Annotated in this window: 19 protein-coding genes; 15 read left to right on the forward strand and 4 right to left on the reverse strand. The window is 71.3% G+C overall.

Annotated elements, in window-relative coordinates; all coding sequences use genetic code 11:
• Nucleotides 1-38: 38 nt before the first annotated feature.
• The 6 genes from ACGF0D_RS09390 to ACGF0D_RS09415 are packed head-to-tail and all read left to right on the forward strand — an operon-like array spanning nt 39 to nt 6240.
• Entirely contained in the window at nt 39-1250 is a 1212-nt protein-coding gene (locus ACGF0D_RS09390) for a 4-hydroxybenzoate 3-monooxygenase (RefSeq protein WP_392914473.1), read from the forward strand.
• A 26-nt stretch (nt 1251-1276) separates the two neighbouring features.
• Nucleotides 1277-2299, forward strand: a complete 1023-nt coding sequence (locus ACGF0D_RS09395) for an amidohydrolase family protein (protein WP_392880705.1) — start codon at nt 1277-1279, stop codon at nt 2297-2299.
• 17 nt (nt 2300-2316) lie between these two features.
• Nucleotides 2317-3006 (forward strand): 4-carboxy-4-hydroxy-2-oxoadipate aldolase/oxaloacetate decarboxylase, encoded by a 690-nt coding sequence (gene ligK / locus ACGF0D_RS09400; RefSeq protein ID WP_392914474.1) that lies wholly within the window; start codon nt 2317-2319, stop codon nt 3004-3006.
• Between the two features lie 2 nt (nt 3007-3008).
• On the forward strand, nt 3009-3929 hold the full coding sequence (locus ACGF0D_RS09405; RefSeq protein WP_392914475.1) for an amidohydrolase family protein: 921 nt from the start codon (nt 3009-3011) through the stop codon (nt 3927-3929).
• A 27-nt stretch (nt 3930-3956) separates the two neighbouring features.
• Nucleotides 3957-5264, forward strand: a complete 1308-nt coding sequence (ligA, locus tag ACGF0D_RS09410) for a protocatechuate 4,5-dioxygenase subunit alpha (RefSeq protein ID WP_392914476.1) — start codon at nt 3957-3959, stop codon at nt 5262-5264.
• Between the two features lie 4 nt (nt 5265-5268).
• Nucleotides 5269-6240 carry a Gfo/Idh/MocA family oxidoreductase gene (locus ACGF0D_RS09415; RefSeq protein WP_392914477.1) on the forward strand — a complete coding sequence of 324 codons (972 nt, stop codon included), beginning with the start codon at nt 5269-5271 and terminating at the stop codon, nt 6238-6240.
• Nucleotides 6241-6447: 207 nt separating this feature from the next.
• Here ACGF0D_RS09415 and ACGF0D_RS09420 read toward each other — a convergent pair whose 3' ends face one another.
• Nucleotides 6448-7845: an NAD(P)/FAD-dependent oxidoreductase gene (locus tag ACGF0D_RS09420; protein WP_392914478.1), complete on the reverse strand. Its 1398-nt coding sequence runs from the start codon at nt 7843-7845 to the stop codon at nt 6448-6450.
• 242 nt (nt 7846-8087) lie between these two features.
• Nucleotides 8088-8765 carry a TetR/AcrR family transcriptional regulator gene (locus ACGF0D_RS09425; protein WP_392914479.1) on the reverse strand — a complete coding sequence of 226 codons (678 nt, stop codon included), beginning with the start codon at nt 8763-8765 and terminating at the stop codon, nt 8088-8090.
• Nucleotides 8766-9001: 236 nt separating this feature from the next.
• Between ACGF0D_RS09425 and ACGF0D_RS09430 the strand changes: the two genes are divergently transcribed.
• The 5 genes from ACGF0D_RS09430 (at nt 9002) to ACGF0D_RS09450 (ending at nt 14287) form a co-directional block, all read left to right on the forward strand.
• Nucleotides 9002-10255 (forward strand): MFS transporter, encoded by a 1254-nt coding sequence (locus ACGF0D_RS09430; RefSeq protein ID WP_392914480.1) that lies wholly within the window; start codon nt 9002-9004, stop codon nt 10253-10255.
• Nucleotides 10256-10309: 54 nt separating this feature from the next.
• A complete protein-coding gene (locus ACGF0D_RS09435) occupies nt 10310-12124 on the forward strand; it encodes a glycoside hydrolase family 3 protein (RefSeq protein ID WP_392914481.1) in 1815 nt (604 codons plus the stop codon).
• 141 nt (nt 12125-12265) lie between these two features.
• On the forward strand, nt 12266-13714 hold the full coding sequence (locus tag ACGF0D_RS09440; protein WP_392914482.1) for a carboxylesterase/lipase family protein: 1449 nt from the start codon (nt 12266-12268) through the stop codon (nt 13712-13714).
• A 91-nt stretch (nt 13715-13805) separates the two neighbouring features.
• Nucleotides 13806-14036, forward strand: coding sequence for a hypothetical protein (locus ACGF0D_RS09445; RefSeq protein WP_392914483.1), 231 nt, complete (start codon nt 13806-13808; stop codon nt 14034-14036).
• A gap of 56 nt (nt 14037-14092) precedes the next feature.
• Nucleotides 14093-14287, forward strand: coding sequence for a hypothetical protein (locus ACGF0D_RS09450; RefSeq protein WP_392914484.1), 195 nt, complete (start codon nt 14093-14095; stop codon nt 14285-14287).
• A 133-nt stretch (nt 14288-14420) separates the two neighbouring features.
• Here ACGF0D_RS09450 and ACGF0D_RS09455 read toward each other — a convergent pair whose 3' ends face one another.
• Entirely contained in the window at nt 14421-14972 is a 552-nt protein-coding gene (locus ACGF0D_RS09455; RefSeq protein WP_392914485.1) for an ATP-binding protein, read from the reverse strand.
• A gap of 339 nt (nt 14973-15311) precedes the next feature.
• Between ACGF0D_RS09455 and ACGF0D_RS09460 the strand changes: the two genes are divergently transcribed.
• Nucleotides 15312-16157 carry a helix-turn-helix domain-containing protein gene (locus ACGF0D_RS09460; RefSeq protein WP_392914486.1) on the forward strand — a complete coding sequence of 282 codons (846 nt, stop codon included), beginning with the start codon at nt 15312-15314 and terminating at the stop codon, nt 16155-16157.
• Nucleotides 16154-16375 carry a DUF397 domain-containing protein gene (locus tag ACGF0D_RS09465; RefSeq protein WP_392914487.1) on the forward strand — a complete coding sequence of 74 codons (222 nt, stop codon included), beginning with the start codon at nt 16154-16156 and terminating at the stop codon, nt 16373-16375. The genes ACGF0D_RS09460 and ACGF0D_RS09465 overlap by 4 nt, the downstream gene beginning before the upstream one ends.
• 572 nt (nt 16376-16947) lie before the next feature.
• On the opposite strand, the gene ACGF0D_RS09470 is transcribed toward ACGF0D_RS09465, so the two are convergent.
• Nucleotides 16948-17094 carry a hypothetical protein gene (locus ACGF0D_RS09470; RefSeq protein ID WP_392914488.1) on the reverse strand — a complete coding sequence of 49 codons (147 nt, stop codon included), beginning with the start codon at nt 17092-17094 and terminating at the stop codon, nt 16948-16950.
• An 855-nt stretch (nt 17095-17949) separates the two neighbouring features.
• Between ACGF0D_RS09470 and ACGF0D_RS09475 the strand changes: the two genes are divergently transcribed.
• Both ACGF0D_RS09475 and ACGF0D_RS09480 read left to right on the forward strand, forming a co-directional pair.
• Nucleotides 17950-18336, forward strand: a complete 387-nt coding sequence (locus tag ACGF0D_RS09475) for a hypothetical protein (RefSeq protein ID WP_392914489.1) — start codon at nt 17950-17952, stop codon at nt 18334-18336.
• Nucleotides 18333-19988 (forward strand): hypothetical protein, encoded by a 1656-nt coding sequence (locus tag ACGF0D_RS09480; RefSeq protein WP_392914490.1) that lies wholly within the window; start codon nt 18333-18335, stop codon nt 19986-19988. Before ACGF0D_RS09475 ends, ACGF0D_RS09480 begins: the two co-directional genes overlap by 4 nt.
• The last annotated feature ends 5 nt before the right edge of the window (nt 19989-19993 follow it).

The raw sequence follows: 19993 nt of genomic DNA on the forward strand, positions 1-19993 counted from the left end.
GGGTGTTCGAAACCCCGCGCCACCGTTCAGGAGATGCCATGGCCGATGCCATCGTCGACACCGTTGCCTCGGTCCCAGTCGCCGTCGTCGGGGCCGGCCCGGCCGGACTGATGCTGGCCCACCTGCTCGGGCGCGCCGGAGTCGAGACGATCGTGCTCGACACCCGCACCCGGCACGAGATCGAGACGACGCACCGGGCCGGCATCCTCGAAGCCGACGCGGCCCGGGACCTGGTGGAGACCGGTGTCTCCGAGCGGATCCTGCTCGACGGTCACGAGCACGAGGGCGTCGAGCTCCGGTTCGGCGGCCGGCCGTACCGCGTCGACTTCAAGAAGCTGGTCGGCGCGTCGGTGTGGCTCTACCCGCAGACCGACGTGTTCGTCGACCTGGCCGACGCCCGGGAACGCGACGGCGGCACGGTCCACTTCGGTGTCAGGGAGACCGAGGCCCTCGACGTGACGACCGACGCTCCCCGGGTCCGCTGGACCGCGCCCGACGGGACCCGCCACGAAGTCCGGGCGCGGTACGTGGTCGGCGCGGACGGGTCGCGCAGCATGTGCCGCGACCTGGTGCCCGAGGACCGGCGGGTGCGCTACGGCAAGGAGTACCCCTTCGCGTGGTTCGGCATCATGGCCCAGGCGCCGATGAGCGCACCCGAGCTGGTCTACGCCCACTCCGAGCACGGGTTCGCGCTGATCAGCCAGCGCACCCCGACCGTGCAGCGGATGTACTTCCAGTGCGCCCCCGACGAGCCCGTGGAGGCCTGGTCGGACGACCGCATCTGGGAGACGCTCCAGGCCCGGGTGGCCGGCGAGGACGGCTTCCGGCTCAAGGAGGGGCCGATCCTGGAGAAGACGGTGCTGCGGTTCCGCTCGTTCGTGCAGGAGCCGATGCGCTGGGGCTCGATGGCGCTGGCGGGCGACGCCGCGCACACCGTGCCCCCGACCGGCGCCCGCGGGCTGAACCTGGCGCTGCACGACGTGAAGGTGCTCGCCGGTGTGCTGCTGCGGGCGCTCGGCAGCGAGGGCGCGGCCGCGCTGGACGACTACCAGCCGCGCGCCCTCCAACGGGTCTGGCGGGCACAGAACTTCTCGTACTGGATGACCCGGCTGCTGCACACCGCGCCCGGCGCCACGCCGTTCGACCTGCGGCGTCAGCTCGGCGAGCTCGACAACGCGGTGGGCACCCGGGCCGGCCGCACCTTCCTCGCCGAGCAGTACACCGGCTGGCCCACCGCCGCCCGGGACTGACCCGGACGCCCTTCAGGAGAGCACACATGATCATCGACTGTCACGGTCACTTCACCACCGCACCACCGCAGTTGGCGCAGTGGCGGGACCGGCAGGTGGCGGCGGCCGGCTCCGCCGGCGACGCACCCGACCCCGACGACCTGGTCATCACCGACGACGACCTGCGCCAGGCGATCGAGGGCAACCAGCTGCGGCTCATGGACGAGCGCGGCAGCGACCTGACGATCTTCTCCCCGCGGGCCAGCTTCATGGCCCATCACATCGGCGACTTCGCGGTCTCCTCGGTGTGGGCACGGATCTGCAACGACCTGGTCCACCGCGTCAGCACGCTCTACCCCGACCGCTTCGCGATGGGCGCGATGCTCCCGCAGTCGCCCGGCGCCGACCCCGCCACCTGCCTGCCCGAGCTGCGCCGCGCCGTCGAGGAGCTCGGTGCGGTGACGGTCAACCTCAACCCCGACCCGTCGGGCGGCCGGTGGACCGCACCGCCGTTGACCGACCGCAGCTGGTACCCGGTCTACGAGGCGATGGCCGAGTACGACATCCCCGCCATGATCCACGTCAGCACCTCGTGCAACCCGGCCTTCCACACCACCGGTGCCCACTACCTCAACGCCGACACCACGGCGTTCATGCAGCTGGTCCAGGGCGACCTGTTCGCCGACTTCCCGACGCTGCGGTTCGTGATCCCGCACGGCGGCGGCGCGGTGCCCTACCACTGGGGGCGGTTCCGCGGCCTGGCGATGGCGCTCGGCAGGCCGGACCCGGAGACGCTGCTGGACAACGTCCTCTTCGACACCTGCGTCTACCACCAGCCCGGCATCGACCTGCTGACCCGGGTGATCCCCAGCCGGTCGGTCCTCTTCGCCAGCGAGATGATCGGCGCGGTCCGCGACATCGACCCGCGCACCGGCCACCACTTCGACGACACGAAGCGGTACGTCGACGCGACGCCGAACCTCTCGGACGAGGAGCGGGCGGCCGTCTACGCCGGCAACGCCCTGCGCGTCTACCCCCGCCTCGCCGCGCGCCTCGCCGCCGGCCGCTGACCCGAGGAGAAGAAGGCATGGAACACACCGAGATCGGTGTCGTCCACACGGCGATCACCCGCGCCGACCCCGAGACCGTCGCCGCGCTGTCGGAGTTCGGCGTCGCGACGATCCACGAGGCGATGGGCCGGGTCGGACTGATGCGCCCCTACCTGCGTCCGGTCTACCCGACGGCGCGCACGTGCGGCACGGCCGTGACCGTGTTGCTGCAACCCGGCGACAACTGGATGCTCCACGTCGCCGCGGAGCAGATCCGCGAGGGCGACGTCGTCGTCGCCGCCTGCACGACCGAGAGCGAGGACGGTTTCTTCGGAGACCTGCTCGCCACCTCCTTCCGCGCCCGGGGATGCCGGGGCCTGGTCATCGACGGCGGCGTGCGCGACGTGGCCGAGCTCGAGGAGATGGACTTCCCGGTCTTCGCGCGGTCGATCAACGCCAAGGGCACGGTCAAGGCCACCCTCGGCTCGGTCAACGTGCCGGTGGTCTGCGCCAACGCCCTGGTCCGGCCCGGCGACGTCGTCGTCGCGGACGGCGACGGCGTCGTCGTCGTGCCGCGTGAGCGGGCCGCCGAGGTCGCCGAGGCGGCGGCCAGGCGCGACGCGGGCGAGGCGGGCAAGCGCGCGAGGTTCCGCGCGGGCGAACTCGGCCTGGACATCTACGACATGCGCGGCCCGCTGGCCGCGCTCGGGCTGCGCTACCAGAACTGAGGATGCTCATGGACTTCGAGAAAACCCCCGGCTGGCTGGACTGGTACGCCGATCCCAGCAGCCCCGCACACGAACTGCCCGCCGGTGCGGTCGATGCACACTGCCATGTCTTCGGCCCCGGCGGGCAGTTCCCCTACGCCCCCGAACGCAAGTACACCCCGTGCGACGCGTCCAGGGACCAGCTCTTCGAGCTGCGCGACCACCTGGGCTTCGCCCGCACCGTCGTGGTCCAGGCGACCTGCCACGGCGCCGACAACAGCGCCATGGTCGACGCCCTGCGGGCATCGGGGGGCCTGGCCCGCGGGGTGGCGACGGTGCGCCCCGGGATCCCCGACGCGCAGGTGCGGGAACTGCACGAGGCCGGTGTGCGCGGCGTGCGGTTCAACTTCGTTAAGCGGCTCGTCGACGCGGCGCCGCAGCAGGACCTGTGGGACGTCGTCGAGCGGATCCGACCGTACGGCTGGCACGTCGTCGTCTACTTCGAGGCGGCCGACCTCGCCGACCTGCGCGAGTTCCTCCTCTCGATCCCGGTGCCGCTGGTCGTCGACCACATGGGCCGGCCCGACGTCACCAAGGACCCGCACGGCCCGGAGTTCGAGGAGTTCCTGGACTTCATGCGGGCCCGGCCCGACATCTGGTGCAAGGTCACCTGCCCGGAGCGGCTGTCGGTGAGCGGCCCGCCGGCCCTCGACGGGGAGCGGACGGCCTACCGCGACGTCGTCCCGTTCGCCCGGCGCGTGGTCGAGGAGTTCCCCGACCGGGTGCTGTGGGGCACCGACTGGCCGCACCCGAACCTCACCGACCACATGCCCGACGACGGCCTGCTCGTCGACTTCGTGCCGCACATCGCGCCGACGCCGGAGCTTCGGCACAGGCTCCTCGTCGACAACCCGACGCGCCTGTACTGGCCCGAACCGGACTGAACCGTCCCACGAACGGAGGACCCACCCATGTCGCTGGACAAGAGCTACAAGCTGGTCCCGGGGACGACCGTCTTCGACGCCGAGCAGTCCGCCAAGGGCTACCACCTCAACCAGTTCTGCATGTCCTTGATGACGGCCGAGAACCGGGACCGCTACCTCGCCGACGAGCGCGCCTACCTGGACGCGTGGCCACTGCGGGAGGAACAGAAGCAGGCGCTGCTCGACCGCGACCTCAACGCCGCGATACGCGAGGGCGGCAACATCTACTTCCTCGCCAAGTGGGGTGCGACGCTGGGGCTGTCGTTCCAGCAGATGGCAGGCTCGATGACCGGCATGACCGAGCAGGACTACCGCGACATGATGGTCGCCGGCGGCCGCTCCGTCGCCGGCAACCGGATCGACCACGCCGTCCTCGAAGCGGCGCACACCGACCGGCGGTCGCCGCGGGGACAGGCCGTCATCACCGGCGCGGTGTTCACCTCGCACGTACCGGCGATCGGCGCGGCGATGGACCACCACAAGACCGACGAGCCCTACTGGCGGCCGGTCTTCGAGGGCTACGAGTTCTCCAGGCAGTGGGAACGGGACAACGCCCCCGACGTGATCGTCCTGGTCTACAACGACCACGCCTCCACCTTCGACCTGTCGATGATCCCGACCTTCGTGCTCGGCACCGGCGCGGTTTACCCCACCGCCGACGAGGGCTACGGACCCAGGCCGGTGCCCGGGATCGAGGGCGACCCGGAGCTGGCCGCGCACATCGCGCACTCGCTGATCCGCGACGACTTCGACCTCACCCTCGCCAACGAGATGACCGTCGACCACGGCCTGACCGTGCCGCTGTCGTTGATGTTCGGCGACGTCGAGCGGTGGCCGTGCAAGGTGATCCCGTTCCACGTCAACGTGGTGCAGTACCCGGTGCCTTCGGGCGCGCGGTGCTTCCGGCTCGGCCAGGCGCTGCGCAGGGCGATCGAGTCCTACGACAGGCCGCTGAACGTCCAGGTGTGGGGCACCGGTGGCATGAGCCACCAGCTCCAGGGGCCGCGCGCCGGCCTGATCAACCGGGAGTGGGACAACGCCTTCCTGGACCGGCTGATCGCGGACCCGGAGGGCCTGGCCCGGGTGCCGCACCTGGAGTACGTCGAGGAGGCCGGCTCCGAGGGGATCGAGCTGGTCATGTGGCTGATCGCCCGAGGGGCGATGAGCGACATCGACGGAAGCGGCGAGATCGAGGTCAAGCACCGCTTCTACCACGTGCCGGCGTCCAACACCGCCGTCGGCCACCTGATCCTTGAGAACCACCCGGTGGGCGAGACGCCCGCCGCGAAGGAGTGACGACATGACCGACGAGCAGACCGTCCGGATCGCCCTGGTCGGCGGCGGCGCCTTCGGCGCCAAGCACGCGGCCGCGCTGCGCCGGATCAAGGGCGTCGAGGTGACCGCCGTGGTCAGCAGCAGCCTGGAGAAGGCGCGGCGGTTCGCCGAGGAGCAGGCCGTGGGCCGCGCCGTCGCCACGCTGGAGGAGGTGCTGGCGATGGACGACGTCGATGCGGTGATCCTCGCGACGCCCACCCAGATGCACGCCGGGCAGACCCTCGCCTGTCTGGAGGCGGGCAAGCACGTCCAGGTCGAGATCCCGCTGGCCGACTCGCCGGCCGACGCCGAGGCCTGCGACGCGGCGCAGCGACGCACCGGCCTGGTCGCCATGGTGGGACACACCCGGCGCTTCAACCCCAGCCACCAGTGGGTGCGGCAGCGGATCCAGGCCGGGGACTACCGGATCCAGCAGATGGACGTGCAGACCTACTTCTTCCGCCGCGAGAACCTCAACGCACTGGGTCAGGCACGTTCCTGGACGGACCACCTGCTGTGGCACCACGCCGCGCACACCGTCGACCTGTTCGCGTACCAGGCCGGGGCGCCGATCGTGCAGGCCAACGCGATCCAGGGACCGATCCACCCCGAACTCGGCATTGCGATGGACATGTCCATCCAGCTGCGCGCGGAGAACGGGGCCATCTGCACGTTGTCGCTGTCCTTCAACAACGACGGTCCGCTGGGCACCTTCTTCCGCTACATCGGCGACACCGGCACCTACCTCGCACGTTACGACGACCTGTTCACCGGCAACGACGTGCCGATCGATGTGAGTGGGGTCGACGTCTCGATGGACGGCATCGAGCTGCAGGACCGCGAGTTCGTCGCCGCCATCCGCGAGGGCCGCGAGCCGAACGCGTCCATCGCCCAGGTGCTGAACTGCTACCGGACGCTGGCCGCCCTCGAGGAGCAGCTGGCGGCCGCCGCCTCCTGACCGCGGGGAAGACCTCGGGCCCGGGCCGCCGCGTGCTGCGGAGGCCCGGGCCGTTCGAGGTCCCGGCGCGGGCAGGCTGAGAGCCGGGTCGGGGAGCGGAACCGACCTGTCGTCGGTCCCGGTCCCCGGCCCGGCTTTTCGGCTCCCGCGTGACGGGCGGTCCCGTGAACCGACGTCACGCGGAGCGCTCGCGGCTCGATGGCCCGGTCAGGAATCGAAGCCGAGGCCGAAGCGGTCGAGGGTGCGCAGCCAGAGGTTGCGGTGGCCGGCGTCGGCGTCGGCGCGGGTGAGGGCCCACTGGGTGATGCCGATGCCGATTGAGCGGGCCGGCTCGGGCGGGAAGGGCAGCGGCTTGCGGCGGACCATCTCCAGGGCGGTGCGTTCGGTGCGGGCGCCGGCTAGGAGGTCGAGCATCACCTCGGCCCCGAAGCGGGTGGCGCCGACGCCGAGGCCGGTGTAGCCGGCGGCGTAGGCGACCCGGCCGTCGTGGGAGAGGTCGAAGAAGGCGCTGAACCGGGTGCAGGTGTCGATGGCTCCGCCCCAGGCGTGGGTGAAGCGCAGGCCCTCCAGCTGGGGGAAGGTCCGGAAGAAGTGCCGGGCGAGGGTGGCGAAGGTCTCCGGCCGCTGGTCGCGTTCGGCGCGTACCCGGCCGCGGTACTGGTGGACCACGTCGTAGCCGCCGAACAGGATGCGGTTGTCGGCGGAGAGCCGGACGTAGTGGAAGTGGTTGGCGCTGTCGGAGAAGCCCTGGCGGCCCCGCCAGCCCACCGAGGCGAGCTGCGCCTCGGTCAGCGGTTCGGTCATCAGCGCGTAGTCGTAGACCGGCACGGTGTACGGGCGGTGGCGGCGCAGCAGCGAGGGGAAGGCGTTGGTGGCGAGTGCGACGCGGCGGGCGCCGATGCGGCCGTACGGGGTGCGGACGGTGATCCCGCGGGGGGAGTCGGTGAGGCCGGTCGCGCGGGTGTGCTCGAAGATCCGCACGCCCTGGTCGAGGCAGGCCTGCCTGAGGCCCCAGGCGAGGCGGGCGGGGTTGAGCATGGCGACGCCCTCGCGGTCCCACAGGGCGCCGAGGAAGGTGGGGGAGTCGATCTCGGCGCGGACGGCCGGGCGGTCCAGGAAGTCGAGCCGGCTGCCGTAGCGGGCGGCGAGTTCGGCGAACTCGTGCAGCCCGTCGACCTGGTAGGGCTCGGTGGCGACGACGAGGGAGCCGGTGCGCTCCCAGTCGCAGTCGATGCCGTGGCGCTTGACGGTGTCCTCCATGGCCTGGAGGTTGGCGGCGCCGAGCCGCTCCAGGGCGTCGAGCTCGCCGGGCCAGCGCTGGTGGCCGTTGGCGAGGCCGTGGGTGAGGCTGGCCTCGCAGAAGCCGCCGTTGCGGCCGGAGGCGGCCCAGCCGGTCTCCTGTGCTTCGACGAGGACGACGTCGAGTGAGGGGTCGCGCTCCTTGGCGATGAGCGCGGTCCACAGGCCGCTGTAGCCGCCGCCCACCACGAGCAGGTCGCAGCGCACGTCGCCGACCAGGGTGGGGGCAGGCGCGGGCCGGTCGGGGTGGTCGAGCCAGAACGGTACGGGCTGGGCGTCCCGGAGGGCGTGGAGGGGGTCGGCCATGGCGGTGGCTCCTTCGGTGCATGGCTGCGGTGCGCGGAGGCCCGGGGCCTCCGTGTGCCGCCATCAGACCGTCGTGCCGGACCCAACGTCAATGGCGTTGACATAAGCGCGCCCGGCTCGGTGGACGGGAGCTGATCCGGTCCGGGAACCGGGTGGCGATCGCCTCGGCGCCCGGCTGGTGGTGGTGCGATCAGGACCGGGCTGGTGGTGGTGCGATCAGGACCGGGCTGGTGGTGGTGCGGTCAGGATCCGGCGGGATGCGGCGGCAGGCCCGTGCCCGCGGTGGACAGCCCCCGGTACAGCCGGTCCAGGTATCGGCGCAACTGCTCGGTCATGTCCACCGACTCCGGGTCGAGCACCCACTGCAGCTGCAGCCCGTCCATGACCGCCAGCAGCTGCCGCGCCTCGGCCGCGCAGTCGGTGTCGGCGTGCAGCTCGCCGCTGTCCACCCCCCGGCGCAGCGACTGCGCGGCGTCGGCGACCAGGGTGCGGTAGCGGCGGGCGAAGAAGGCGTGCGCCGGGTGGTCCGGGTCCCCGGACTCGCCGACCAGGGCGTTGAACATCCGGGTGCGGCCCGGCCGGCGGCTGTTGTGGGCGGTCAGGGCGAGCAGCCGGTGGAACCACTCGGCGACGGTCGCGCACTCCTGCGCGAAGAACCGCTCGGTGTCGTGCTCGTCGCTCGCCTCCAGCACCGACACCAGCAGGGCCTCCTTGGTGCGGAAGTGGTGCAGCAGGCCGCCCTGGGTGATGCCGACGTCCTTGGCGATCCGGGCGAGCGAGGTGGCGTGGAAGCCCCACTGCGCGAAGTGCTCGACGGCGGCGTCCAGGATGCGCGAGCGCCGCTCGTCGCCCACCGCGTACGTGCCGCGTGCCGAGCCCCTGCCCGTGCCGCGGGTCGCCGACCCGTCCTTGACGTCCATGACTGTCACCTTAGCCACTGGATCGCATCTCCAGGTCAGGTGTGATCTGGGCCACAGGTTGAAAACCTACTGCCTACTCGGTTTTCATGGTTCGCTGTGTGCGCACCCGGGCCGGCGCCCTGAGCCGCCCGGTCGGCCCCCACCCGCCCGCCGACCGGAGCCGAGCCGCGCCGTGCCCCCGGGCCCCTCCCCGACTTCCCGACGCACGGGACCTGTGGCCACCCAGGAGGCCGGTCATGACCACCACCGACACCGCCGACGGCGCCCGGAGAGACGGGGCCGAGAAGCCGCCCCCGATCGCCGGCGGCCGTCGGCTGCTGCCGATGCTCACCCTCGGCAACGCCGCCATGTACCTGGTCTACCTGGGCATCGGACAGGTCCTGTTGCCCGCCCAGATCGAACTGCTCGACCCCGACGGCAAAGTGGGCAGCCTCGGCCTGGTCTCCGGCGTCGCCGCGGTCTTCGCGACCCTCTTCAACCCGCTGGCCGGCCTGCTCTCCGACCGCTCCCGCCGCCGTAACCCGTGGATCCTCGGCGGCGGCCTCGCCGCCTTCGCCACCCTCGCCCTGCTCGGGCAGGTGCGCACGATCCTGCTGGTCACCATCGCCTGGTGCCTGGTCCAGGCCGCGATGAACGTCTACCAGTCCGCACTCACCGCGATCGTCCCCGACCGCGTACCGGCCGAACGCCGGGGGCTCGCCTCCGCGATGGTCGGCATCGGCACCCCGATCGGCTCGGTCGTCGGCGTCACCCTGGCCACCCGCTACGTCCCGGACTCCGTCGGCACCGGCTACCTGGTGATCGGCGCGGTGATCGGCCTGACCGCCGTGCTGTTCACCGTGCTGGTCCGGGAGGAGAAGCTACCGCCGGTGGAAGCCGTGCCGCTGCGCCGTCAACTCCTCGCCTTCGCCGCGACACTGCGGGTCGCGGACTTCCGCTGGGCGTTCATCGGCCGGTTCCTGATGATGCTCGGCTTCTTCGCGGTCTCGCTGTTCCAGTTCTACGTCCTCCAGGACCACATCGAACTGCCCGACGGCATGGACGCGGCCGGCGCCCAGGCCGTGCTGGCGCCGATCGACGCGGTCTCCACCCTCGCCGCCACCGCCCTCGGCGGCTGGCTCTCCGACCGGCTCGGGCGGCGCAAGCCGTTCGTCGCGGTCTCCTGCGTGCTGGCCGCCGCCACCATGGCCGTCCCGGTACTGCTCCCGGACTGGACCGGCATCCTGCTGTACACCGTGCTCGCCGGGATCGCCTTCGGCTGCTTCATGGCCGTGGACACCGCGCTGGTCACCCTGGTGCTGCCGAGCGCCGACGACGCCGCCCGCGACCTCGGCGTGCTGAACATCGCCAACGCCGGGCCGCAGATCATCGCGCCCTTCGTGGCCTCACTGGTGGTCGGCGCGGCCGGCTACGACGCGCTGTACCTGGTCGCCGCGCTGATCATCCTCGTCGGGGCGCTCGCGGTGGCTCCGATCAAGACCGTCCGCTGAAGATCCGTCCGCCGAGGGCCCGCCCGCCCCGAACCTCCCTGGGAGACCCCGCACGTGCGCACCACCACCACCGCCGCCGTCCACCCGTACCAGGACCCGTCCCGGCCCGTCGACGAGCGGGTCACCGACCTGCTGGCCCGGATGACCCTGGAGGAGAAGGCCGGCCTGCTCTTCCACACCATGATCCCGATGCACCAGGACGGCCGCCCGGTCGAAGCGGCGGACGGAGACGACACCGAATTCCCCGCCGACACCACCGGACTGATCCACGATCAGGGGCTGAACCACTTCAACCTGGTCGGCACCGCGGCCCCCCGGCAGCTCGCCGAGTGGCACAACGCCGTGCAGGAGATCGCCGCCGACACCCGGCTCGGCATCCCCGTCACCGTCTCCACCGACCCCCGGCACTCCTTCACCCTCAACATCGGCGCCTCCATCCACGCCGGAGCGTTCTCCGCCTGGCCCGAGGCGATAGGCCTGGCCGCCGTCCGCGACCCCGAACTGGTCCACCGCTTCGCCGACATCGCCCGCCGGGAGTACCTGGCCGTCGGGCTGCGAGTCGCCCTGCACCCGCAGATCGACCTCGCCACCGAGCCCCGCTGGTCCCGCCAGACGGGCACCTTCGGCGCCGACACCGCGCTCACCTCGGAACTCGTCCAGTCCTACATCCGCGGCTTCCAGGGCGAGCACCTCGGCAAGGACAGCGTCGCCACCATGGTCAAGCACTTCCCCGGCGGCGGCCCCCAGAAGGACGGCGAGGACCCGCACTTCCCGCACGGCAAGGAACAGGTCTACCCCGGCGGGATGCGCGAACTGCACCTCGCGCCGTTCCGCGCCGCCATCGCGGCCGGCGCCGCGCAGATGATGCCGTACTACGGCCAGCCGATCGGCACCGACTGGGAGGAGGTCGGCTTCGGCTTCAACCGGAGCGTGGTCACCGGCCTGCTCCGCGAGCAACTCGGCTTCGACGGCATCGTCTGCACCGACTGGGGGCTGCTCACCGACGACGAGATCTTCGGCGAGCCGCACCAGGCCCGGGCATGGGGCGTCGAACACCTCACCGTCGCCGAGCGCGCGGCCAAGGCGCTGGACGCGGGGGTGGACCAGTTCGGCGGCGAGGAGTGCCCCGAGGTGATCGTCGACCTGGTGCGCTCCGGCCGGATCGCCGAGGAGCGGATCGACCGCTCGGTGCGGCGCCTGCTGCGCGAGAAGTTCGTCCTCGGGCTCTTCGACGACCGGCGCTACGTCGACCCGGACGCCGCCGAGGAGACCGTCGGCAAGGCCGAGTTCCGGGCCGCCGGGGCCGCCGCCCAACGCCGCTCGCTCACCGTCCTGACCAACCGCGACCGCACCCTGCCCGTCAAGCGCACCGCCCCCCGCCTCTACACCGAGGGCCTGGACCGCGCGACCGTCTCCCGCTACGGCCGCCTCGCCGCCACCCCGGCCGAGGCCGACCTCGCCGTCCTGCGGCTGTTCACCCCGTACGAGTACCGGGCGAACCGCTTCGAGTCGATGTTCCACTCGGGCCACCTCGACTTCCCCGAGGCCGAGTCCGCCGCGATCCTGCGGGTGCTCGACGCCGTCCCCACCGTCGTGCTGATCAACCTCGAACGGCCCGCCGTCATCCCGGAGATCGCCGAGCGCGCCGCCGCCGTGATCGCCGACTACGGCGCGAGCGACGAGGCGATGCTCGACGCCGTCTTCGGCCGCGCCCGCGCCGAAGGGCGGCTGCCCTTCGAACTGCCGCGCTCGATGGCCGCCGTCGAGGCCTCCCGCCCGGACGTCCCCCACGACACCGTCGACCCGGTCTTCCCGTACGGTGCCGGTCTGGACCTGGACCCGACCGGCTCCGAAGGACGCCTGGCCTGAGACCGGTGGCCCGAGGACTCCTCGTCGTCACCCCCGAGCGGACCTACGGTGTCCGCACGGCCGACCCCCAGGAGCCGAACCGGCTCCGGCACCACACCGACCACGAGGCGCCGCGCCCGTGACCCCCACCGGAGGACCCGCATGACCGCCCCGACCCCTCAGCAGCACCCGGTCGTCCCCACCCGCCGGGGCCCGGTGCGCGGCGAGCGCCGAGCCGACGGCAGCGTCCGCTTCCTGGGCATCCCGTACGCCCAACCCCCGGTCGGCGAACTGCGGTTCGCCGCCCCGGTGCCGCCCCGGCCGTGGGCCGAGGCGCTGGACGCCACCGCCTACGGGCCGACGGCCCAGCGCCGCCCGTTCGGCGAGGTCACCACCATCCCCGAACCGACCATCCCGGGCGCCGGCACCCTCAACCTCAACGTGTTCACCCCGGAGCTCGCCCCGGCGGCCGGCCTGCCGGTACTGGTCTGGATCCACGGCGGCGGCTTCGTGGCCGGCTGCTCGGCGAGCCCCTGGTACGACGGCGCGGCCTTCAACCGGGACGGCGTGGTCGTGGTCTCGATCGGCTACCGGCTCGGCATCGAGGGCTTCCTCCACCTGCCCGACGCCCCCGACAACCGCGGCGTACGGGACTGGATCGCGGCGCTGGAATGGGTACGGGACAACATCGCCTCCTTCGGCGGCGATCCCGCGAAGGTCACCATCGCCGGACAGTCGGCCGGCGGCGGCGCCGTCCAGACACTTCTCGCCACGCCGGCCGCCCGGGGCCTGTTCCGCGCGGCGATCTCGGCCTCCGGCGCGGTGATGCGCCCGCAGGACCGGGACACCGCCGAGGCCGTCAGCCGGGCCTTCGCCGAGCGCACCGGCGTGCCCGCCACCGCGGCCGCCCTCCGGGACGCCACCGACACCGAACTGCTCGCCCTCCAGGACACGCTCGACGCCCCCGGCCCGGACCGCGACGAACTGCCCGCGCTGCTCCTCGCACCCTTCACCGACGGCGAGTTGGTGCCCCGCCCGGTGCCGGAGGCGCTCGCCGACGCGGACGTCCCGCTGCTGCTCGGCTTCACCGCGCACGAGTTCGCCGCCCCGGCCGATGCGGCCGAGCCGGCCGCCGAGGACGAACTCCTCGGACTGCTAGGCGACTTGGGCCTGGACGACGGCCGAGCCGCACGGTTCCTCGCCGAGCACCCGGACGCGGCCGCCGGCGACGCGATCACCGACTGGCTGTTCCGCGCCCCCGCCCTGGCCGTTGCCGAGGCCCGCACCGAACGCCAACACCCCACCTGGCTCTACCAGTTCGACTGGTCCGGTAGTGCCCCCGGCCGGACCGACCAGGCCTACCACTGCAGCGACCTGCCCTTCGCCTTCGACCTCCTGCACACCGAGGGCGTCGAGGCCGCCCTCGGTGCCCGCCCGCCGCAGGCACTGGCGGACGCCGTCCATGCGGCCTGGGTCGCCTTCGTGCGCGACCTCGATCCCGGAACCGCCTGGCCCGCGTACGGAGACGGCCGCTCCACGATGCGCTGGCGCGCCGAACCGCGGCTGGAACGCGACCCGCTGCGCACCGTCCGGGAGATCTGGCTCGCCTGACCCGGAACGGCCAGGGGTACTCGGACAAAGGCAGCCGGCACCGCTGGGCGTCTCCGACCGCATCATCATGGGCGACGGTGTCCTGTAGGGCATGAAGGCCGTCGGCTTCGGCGACACCGCCCCGCGCGCCATTCTCGCCCACGAGTTCGGCTACCAGGTGCACTATGCGGACGGCCTGTTCGACAACACCAAGCTCACCGGGCCGGAGGCTACCCGGCGCACCGAGCTGATGACGGACGCGTTCGGCACGTACCGCCCAGCGGGTGCTGGACTCCGAGAAGACCTTCAACCAGGTCGGCGACTGCGGCTTCACCAGCGATGAGCACCACGGCACGCCCAATCAGCGCCTCGCCTCCTCCGCGTGGGGTGCGAGCATCGGTGACGCTCGCACCCCAGGAGGAGGCCGCGAAGCTCTGTTCGGCCCGGGCGGTGTTGTCGCCGGTGGCCGGACAGGCCTGCGTCAGGGCTTGGAAGGACACCGCGATGTCCAGCCTGCGGGCCGAGGTGGTGGTCTTGAGCAGCGTTCTGGTGCGGGGTCCGAAGCTCACGATGCAGGCCTTACACGCGAGGTGATGGATAGACGGGAAAGAGAGGGGTCGAACCGGGTCGACCCCAACCCGCGTGGGGCGGTCCCAGACCGGCCCAGCCCCGTACCCGGGCACGGAGCCGGGACAGGCGGGGGAGTGCGGAGGGCGCTATCGGAGCTCTACCGGGTGCCGGTCATGCCGGCTCCCGATCGAGCGCCGCCTCCCCGAAGGCCGGCCTGCTCGCCAACCGTGGCCGTCGGGTGCACCGGCTCGGGGAGTTCGATCTCGGCCCAGATCTCCTTGCCGCCCTTGGGGCGGTCGTCGAGGCCGAACCGCGACACGACCGCCGTGACGAGCATCAGCCCACGGCCGCAGGTCGCCTCGTCGTCGGCCGACCTGTACTCGGGCCGGGCGAGTCCCGGGTCGGTCACGGACACCCGCAACACACCCGCCGTGTAACGCAGGCAGGCCGTCAGCACCACGTTCGGCCGCTCACCGCCACAGCCGTGCACGACGGCGTTCGTCCCGAGCTCCGAGAGCACGAGCTGCACGTCGTCCAGCACGGCCTCCTGCTGCCCACCGTCCAAGCCGAGCACCGGCAACGCCGTCCTCGCCCAGCGGCGGAGATCGCCGATCCGTTCCCGTTCGGCGGGGAACTGGATGTCGGCCGTGAGGCGGGCGTCCGGCCCCCGAGTCTCGTCAGAGGAGCTTGTACTGCTTGCGGCATACACGACATACCTCCGATGTGAGCCACCCGTCGAGGCCCTCGGCAGGTGTTCGGGGAAAGCGGTCAACGGACCGCACGACGGCGCAAGGTGCCTCGCTCGCTGTCGTTCTACGCGTGCTCAGACGTCACGGCCGCTGGTCACCCATCGGAGGTGATCCCATACGGTCCGTCACATTGAGCATGACGGCTGACCCAGCGTCGGTGCAAGTCCATCTGTGAAGTTTATGAATTCTCATTTCACGATGAGAGTTGGCATCTGTCGAACGGAGGGTCGCTGGCGGCCTGCTCGACTGACGGGGCACACTGGCCACCCAGGCCCGGAGAACGAGAATTGGGGGTACCCATGGCGGAAGCCACGGTTCGGCAGCGCCAGCTCGGCCGCCAGCTCCGTACGATCAGAGAGGCGCGGCGCCTCACGTTGGAGGACGTCGAGCAGGCTACGGGCATTACCAGCGCGAAGTTGTCGCGGATAGAGCTGGCCAGGTCAGCCGCCAAGCCGGCCGACGTCCTGGCACTTGCCCAGATGTACGAGTGTGACGAACAGCTGGTCGAGTCGCTTGTGGCAGTTTCCCGGGATGGGAAGAAGCGCGGATGGTGGCTCAACTACGGGGAGGTCCTGTCGCCATGGCTGGCCGACCAGATCAGTCTGGAGGAGGACGCCACCACGTTCCGGACCTACCAGGTGCAGCTCATCCCGGGCCTGTTCCAGACGGCAGGCTACGCTCGTGCAGTCCACGCCCGGTTGGCGATCGGGGCGACTTCGGAAGACGTGGAGGCGCGCGTCCGGGTCCGAAGGGAACGACAGGCCATCCTCACTCAGCCCAAGCCGCTGGAGATGCAGGCGGTCATCCACGAGACAGCGATTCGCAGTCTGGTCGGGGGCGCTCAGACGATGCGCGATCAGCTGGAGAAGCTGCTTGAGCTCGCGGCGCTCCCCAACATCACCATCCAGGTGATGCCGTCGGAGACCGGTGTCCACCAGGGGATGAACGGCCCGTTCTCCATCCTCGGTTTTCCCAATGACAATCTCGACGTCGTGCTGCTCGAAGGGCTGCTGACCAGCGAGTGGGTCGAGGAACCCGAGCGTGTCACTGTCTTCGACCGAGCGTTCCGCGACATCGTCGCCGAGGCCTGGTCGCTCGACCAGTCGCTCGATTTCATCACCGCACAGAAAGACAGGCTGAAGTGACATTCGTCCTCAACTCGGCAACTCTGACGGTCAGGTGGAAGAAGAGCACTTACAGCGGAGGCAACGGCGACTGCCTGGAGGTGGCTACCGGCGAAGACATTCGGTACGTCCGCGACTCGAAGGACCCAACAGGTCCCGCGCTGGCCTTCAGTGCTGCCGCCCACAGCTCATTCATCGCTGCCGTAGCAACCGGCAGGTTCGACTTCGATCTCATCTGACCTATGCAGCACCAGGGTCCGTCGCAAACGAAGTGCATTGGACCTGGTGCTGTAGGAGGCGATGGTCTGCAGGTCGTCGACCACGGGCGCCGTCGGCGCCGGGCCGTCAACCACCTCACCCGCACGGACGGCAACAGGACTGAGCTTGCCGGGCCCGTCCGCGTCCGGCGGGCTCTGCGACCCTCAGGCGGAAACCTGCGTGGCTTGCCGGGCCGTCTGCGGATGTCAGGCCTTGAGCTGCAGGATGGCGGAGGAGGGCTTGTCGAAGAGGTTGACCACGGAGACCTCGGCCTTGTAGTCCGTTCCTGGGGCAGTTCGCCCGGTACCAGGAAACCCACGCGTCCGGGGCGCCGGACGCAGTGACGCGACGTAACCAGCTGATGCGGGGTGTGGCCTTCATGAACATTCTCGCCGATGCCGGTCCAGTTCTCATGGAGCATCTCAAGGGCGCCCGCCCAGCCGCATTCCGTGGAGGTGAAGCGGATGGCCGCAAGGCCGTCCCCACCGGTCCCCGGCAAGGTCTTGTACCCACTCGCCGACGCACGTGCCGCCGTCGTCCTGCCGGCACCGGATCACCACACTTTGGCTCCCTGGTTCCAGTTCTGCAGGGCCCAGTAGGTGGCGGCCGGGGACTGGACGGCGCTGAACTCGCTGACGAGTATGTCGGCCTCCCCGGGATCGGGAGCGGGCGTCAAAAAGACGGAGTCGGCATTGGGCACGACCCTCACCTCCTGCTCCGAGGGGCACACGGGGGACGACCGCTAGGCAACTCCCGGACTCGGCCGTACTCGGGCAGGTGCATCGCTGCGCGCTGCCACTCCCGCCCCGTGGTCAGCTGATCTTCAGTCGCGCGGAGAGGGGGGAACACCGACCCTGCGGGCCCCCGTCGGCCGGGGGAATGTAACAACAACCACTAACTCGCTGCTGCTGCTGCTGTTCTCGCTGCTGTTCTCGGTCATCGCTGACTTCGTCCATTTTTCGGGCCGGCGCTCGTCGACATGGTTCGGTGGTAGCTCATATCCGATGGCCGGTTGGGCGGCGTTCGAAAATGGAGGTGCCTGAGGTGCTACCACCGCCGTGATCGGGGACTCGAAGGTCCTTGTGACCGGAGCGACCGGAACTGTCGGCAGTGCTGTCGCCAACGCGTCGGAGGGCGACCATCAGGTCGTGAAGGCGCCGGGTGTCTCGGCGATCTCGATGCGGGCGACTCCCTCGTCAGTCGGTACTCGCACAGTCCGTGGTGTGAACTGCTTGGCGCCGATTTGACGTTGCGCTCTGTTGAGCAGCGGATTGGCCGATGAGTTCGGACACGGTGGTCGCGTTGATCGGTAGACACCCGGCATGCGTGTGCTACACCGGGGGCACCCGTACCCGTGAGGCGGCGCTCGTCTGGAACGCTTCACTTCTCGTCAGTGCCGAACCGGGAGCGAGTTCAGCAGGTTCACGCGTTCTGGTGAATCGCCCTGCCCGCGCCCCGTGTCTATCCACAGGAACCCGGTTTGTCACCCCGGACCGCCGCGAACCGTGCTTGTCTGTCGCCCCACAGCCCCACAGCCCGACCGGAGGACCGAATCATGAACCTGAGCCCAGGCCGGCAAGACCTCGAACAGGTTGCCGCCAGCACCTTGGAGAGGACCGTCGTTGCCGCACACGCACTCGCGGAGCTGGCCGTCCGGGACGAGCGCTACGACCAGGCGGCCGCGCTCGCCGCCGCCTCCTACGCCACCGAGGCGAGCATGTACCTCCCGCTGCCCGAAGCTGTTCCCGACCACGGTGACAGCGGGGCCGACCTCACCCTGGTCGACCGCTTGAGCGACCTCGCCGACGCACTCGACGAACTGGGGCAGCGCTCGTCCGACCTCCGGCAGATTCGGGACCGTCACATGGCCGCCCTTCACACCCGGGATGCGGCCATCGCGCTGCGAAACGCTCTGCCCGTCGAGCAGGGAGCGGCCGGATGACCGACGCCACCTGGGGTGACTTCGTCACCCTGGCAGCTTCCAGGATGGAGTACGCCCTGGCGGCCCTCACCCTCGCCGACGCGGAGGGTTCGAGCGCACCAGGTCAACACGCGGCCCGTAGTGAGGCGTTGGCAGACGTCTTCCAGGTCCTTCACGGCTTCTCCGGCCGATTCGGACCGCTCGCCCCCGACCCGCTCGGCATCGCCGAGGGCGACGTGGCCAGACTGCACAGCAACGTCGAGATCCTCGGCCGGTTCCTGCGAGACGAGGCCTTCTACGCCTGGCCCGAGCCTGACCCAGCGGCCTCGCACCTTGCCGAGGCCGTGCGCTTCCTCCGCTTCGCGGGGGACTTGCTCGCCAGCCACCACGGGCCGGACGGAGAGCCCCGCAGCCCCTACGCCGCGTACCTGGACAGCGCCGGGGTCGCGCGCCACGTGGTCGCCGAGATGGCCGAACTCGCCAGCATCGCAGGGCGCGTGGCCGTACGGATCGGCCGGCTGTGCCCGCCCGGTCGCCGGGTGGTCCGCAGCCACGAGGTGGCCCACCGGCTCGGGGAGCGCGCGGTGCTGATCGAGCGCGCGGCGATCGGGATCCGCCGTCAGCTCCGCTCGCCTCGCCTGTCCATGCCCGCTCCCGGTCTCGACCACCTCCCGGCGGCGGCCACGATGGCGCCGCTCCCGGTCAGGCCGGGCGAGCCGCAGTGGGAAGCGCTTCGGGCGGTCGGTGCAGGTCTGGATTGGCTCGCCGCTCACGTGGCGCAGCAGGCGGCCCAGCGCCTGCCGGACGCCACCGTCGCCGAACTGTCGATCGCCGCCGACCACTCCGCGGTCGCTCACCTGCTCGCCGCCCGACTGATCGAGCACACCCGGGATCTCCTCACCTCCGATCCGGTTGCCCAGGGCGTCCTCGGGGCGGCCGGCGGCGTTCTGCGTGCGTCGGCCCAGGCCTGGCAAAAGGCCGCGACCAGCTGGAAGCCAGGCTTTGGCAGCGCGCCCGCCGTCTCGAACGCTCGCTTCGTGCGCGAGGCCGAGTTCGTCGTGGTCCGGCTCGGCCGCACCCTCTTCTCCTCAGGCTGGACTCGACGCGACGGTGGGCGGCGTACACCCAGGGCCGCGCACGAGATCATCACGACGCCCGGCGACGCGTCACAGCTGCTCGCCGCTGTTTACACGGTCCCCGCCGCCGGACAGGTCCTCGCCGAACACGTCCCCCGTATCGCCGCGGCCCTGGTCCGGCGCGGGGCACTCCTCAGCTCCGACCCAGCCCACAACCCGCGCGGCAGCAAGCCCTCCGACCAGATCAAGGACGGCTGGACCAGGTGGTACCCGGCGTCGGCGGAGCAGATCAGCCAGGTCACGAGTGCCTACAACAGCGCCCGTCAAGCGTCCGCGGCAGCGCAGATCGCCATCGCCCGCTCGGCCGAGGCGGCCGGCCACCCGCTCGGCCGTGCCCTGCTCGAAGCCGACCGCCGGACCACGCTTGGCTTCACCGGCGACCCCTTCAGAGACACCCGGCGCGTGCAGGCCGCCGCCGCGCGTGCCCGCAGCACGACGGCGGCCCGCCCGCCGGGCCCGGTGCGGTTGCCCGCGCACCGGGCGGCCGACCTGTCCCGGGAGCTCGGCGCGCTCCATCCGCGCAGAAAAGCCCGGTAGCGTCG

The organism is Kitasatospora sp. NPDC048298, assembly GCF_043201465.1.
Lineage (GTDB): Bacteria > Actinomycetota > Actinomycetes > Streptomycetales > Streptomycetaceae > Kitasatospora.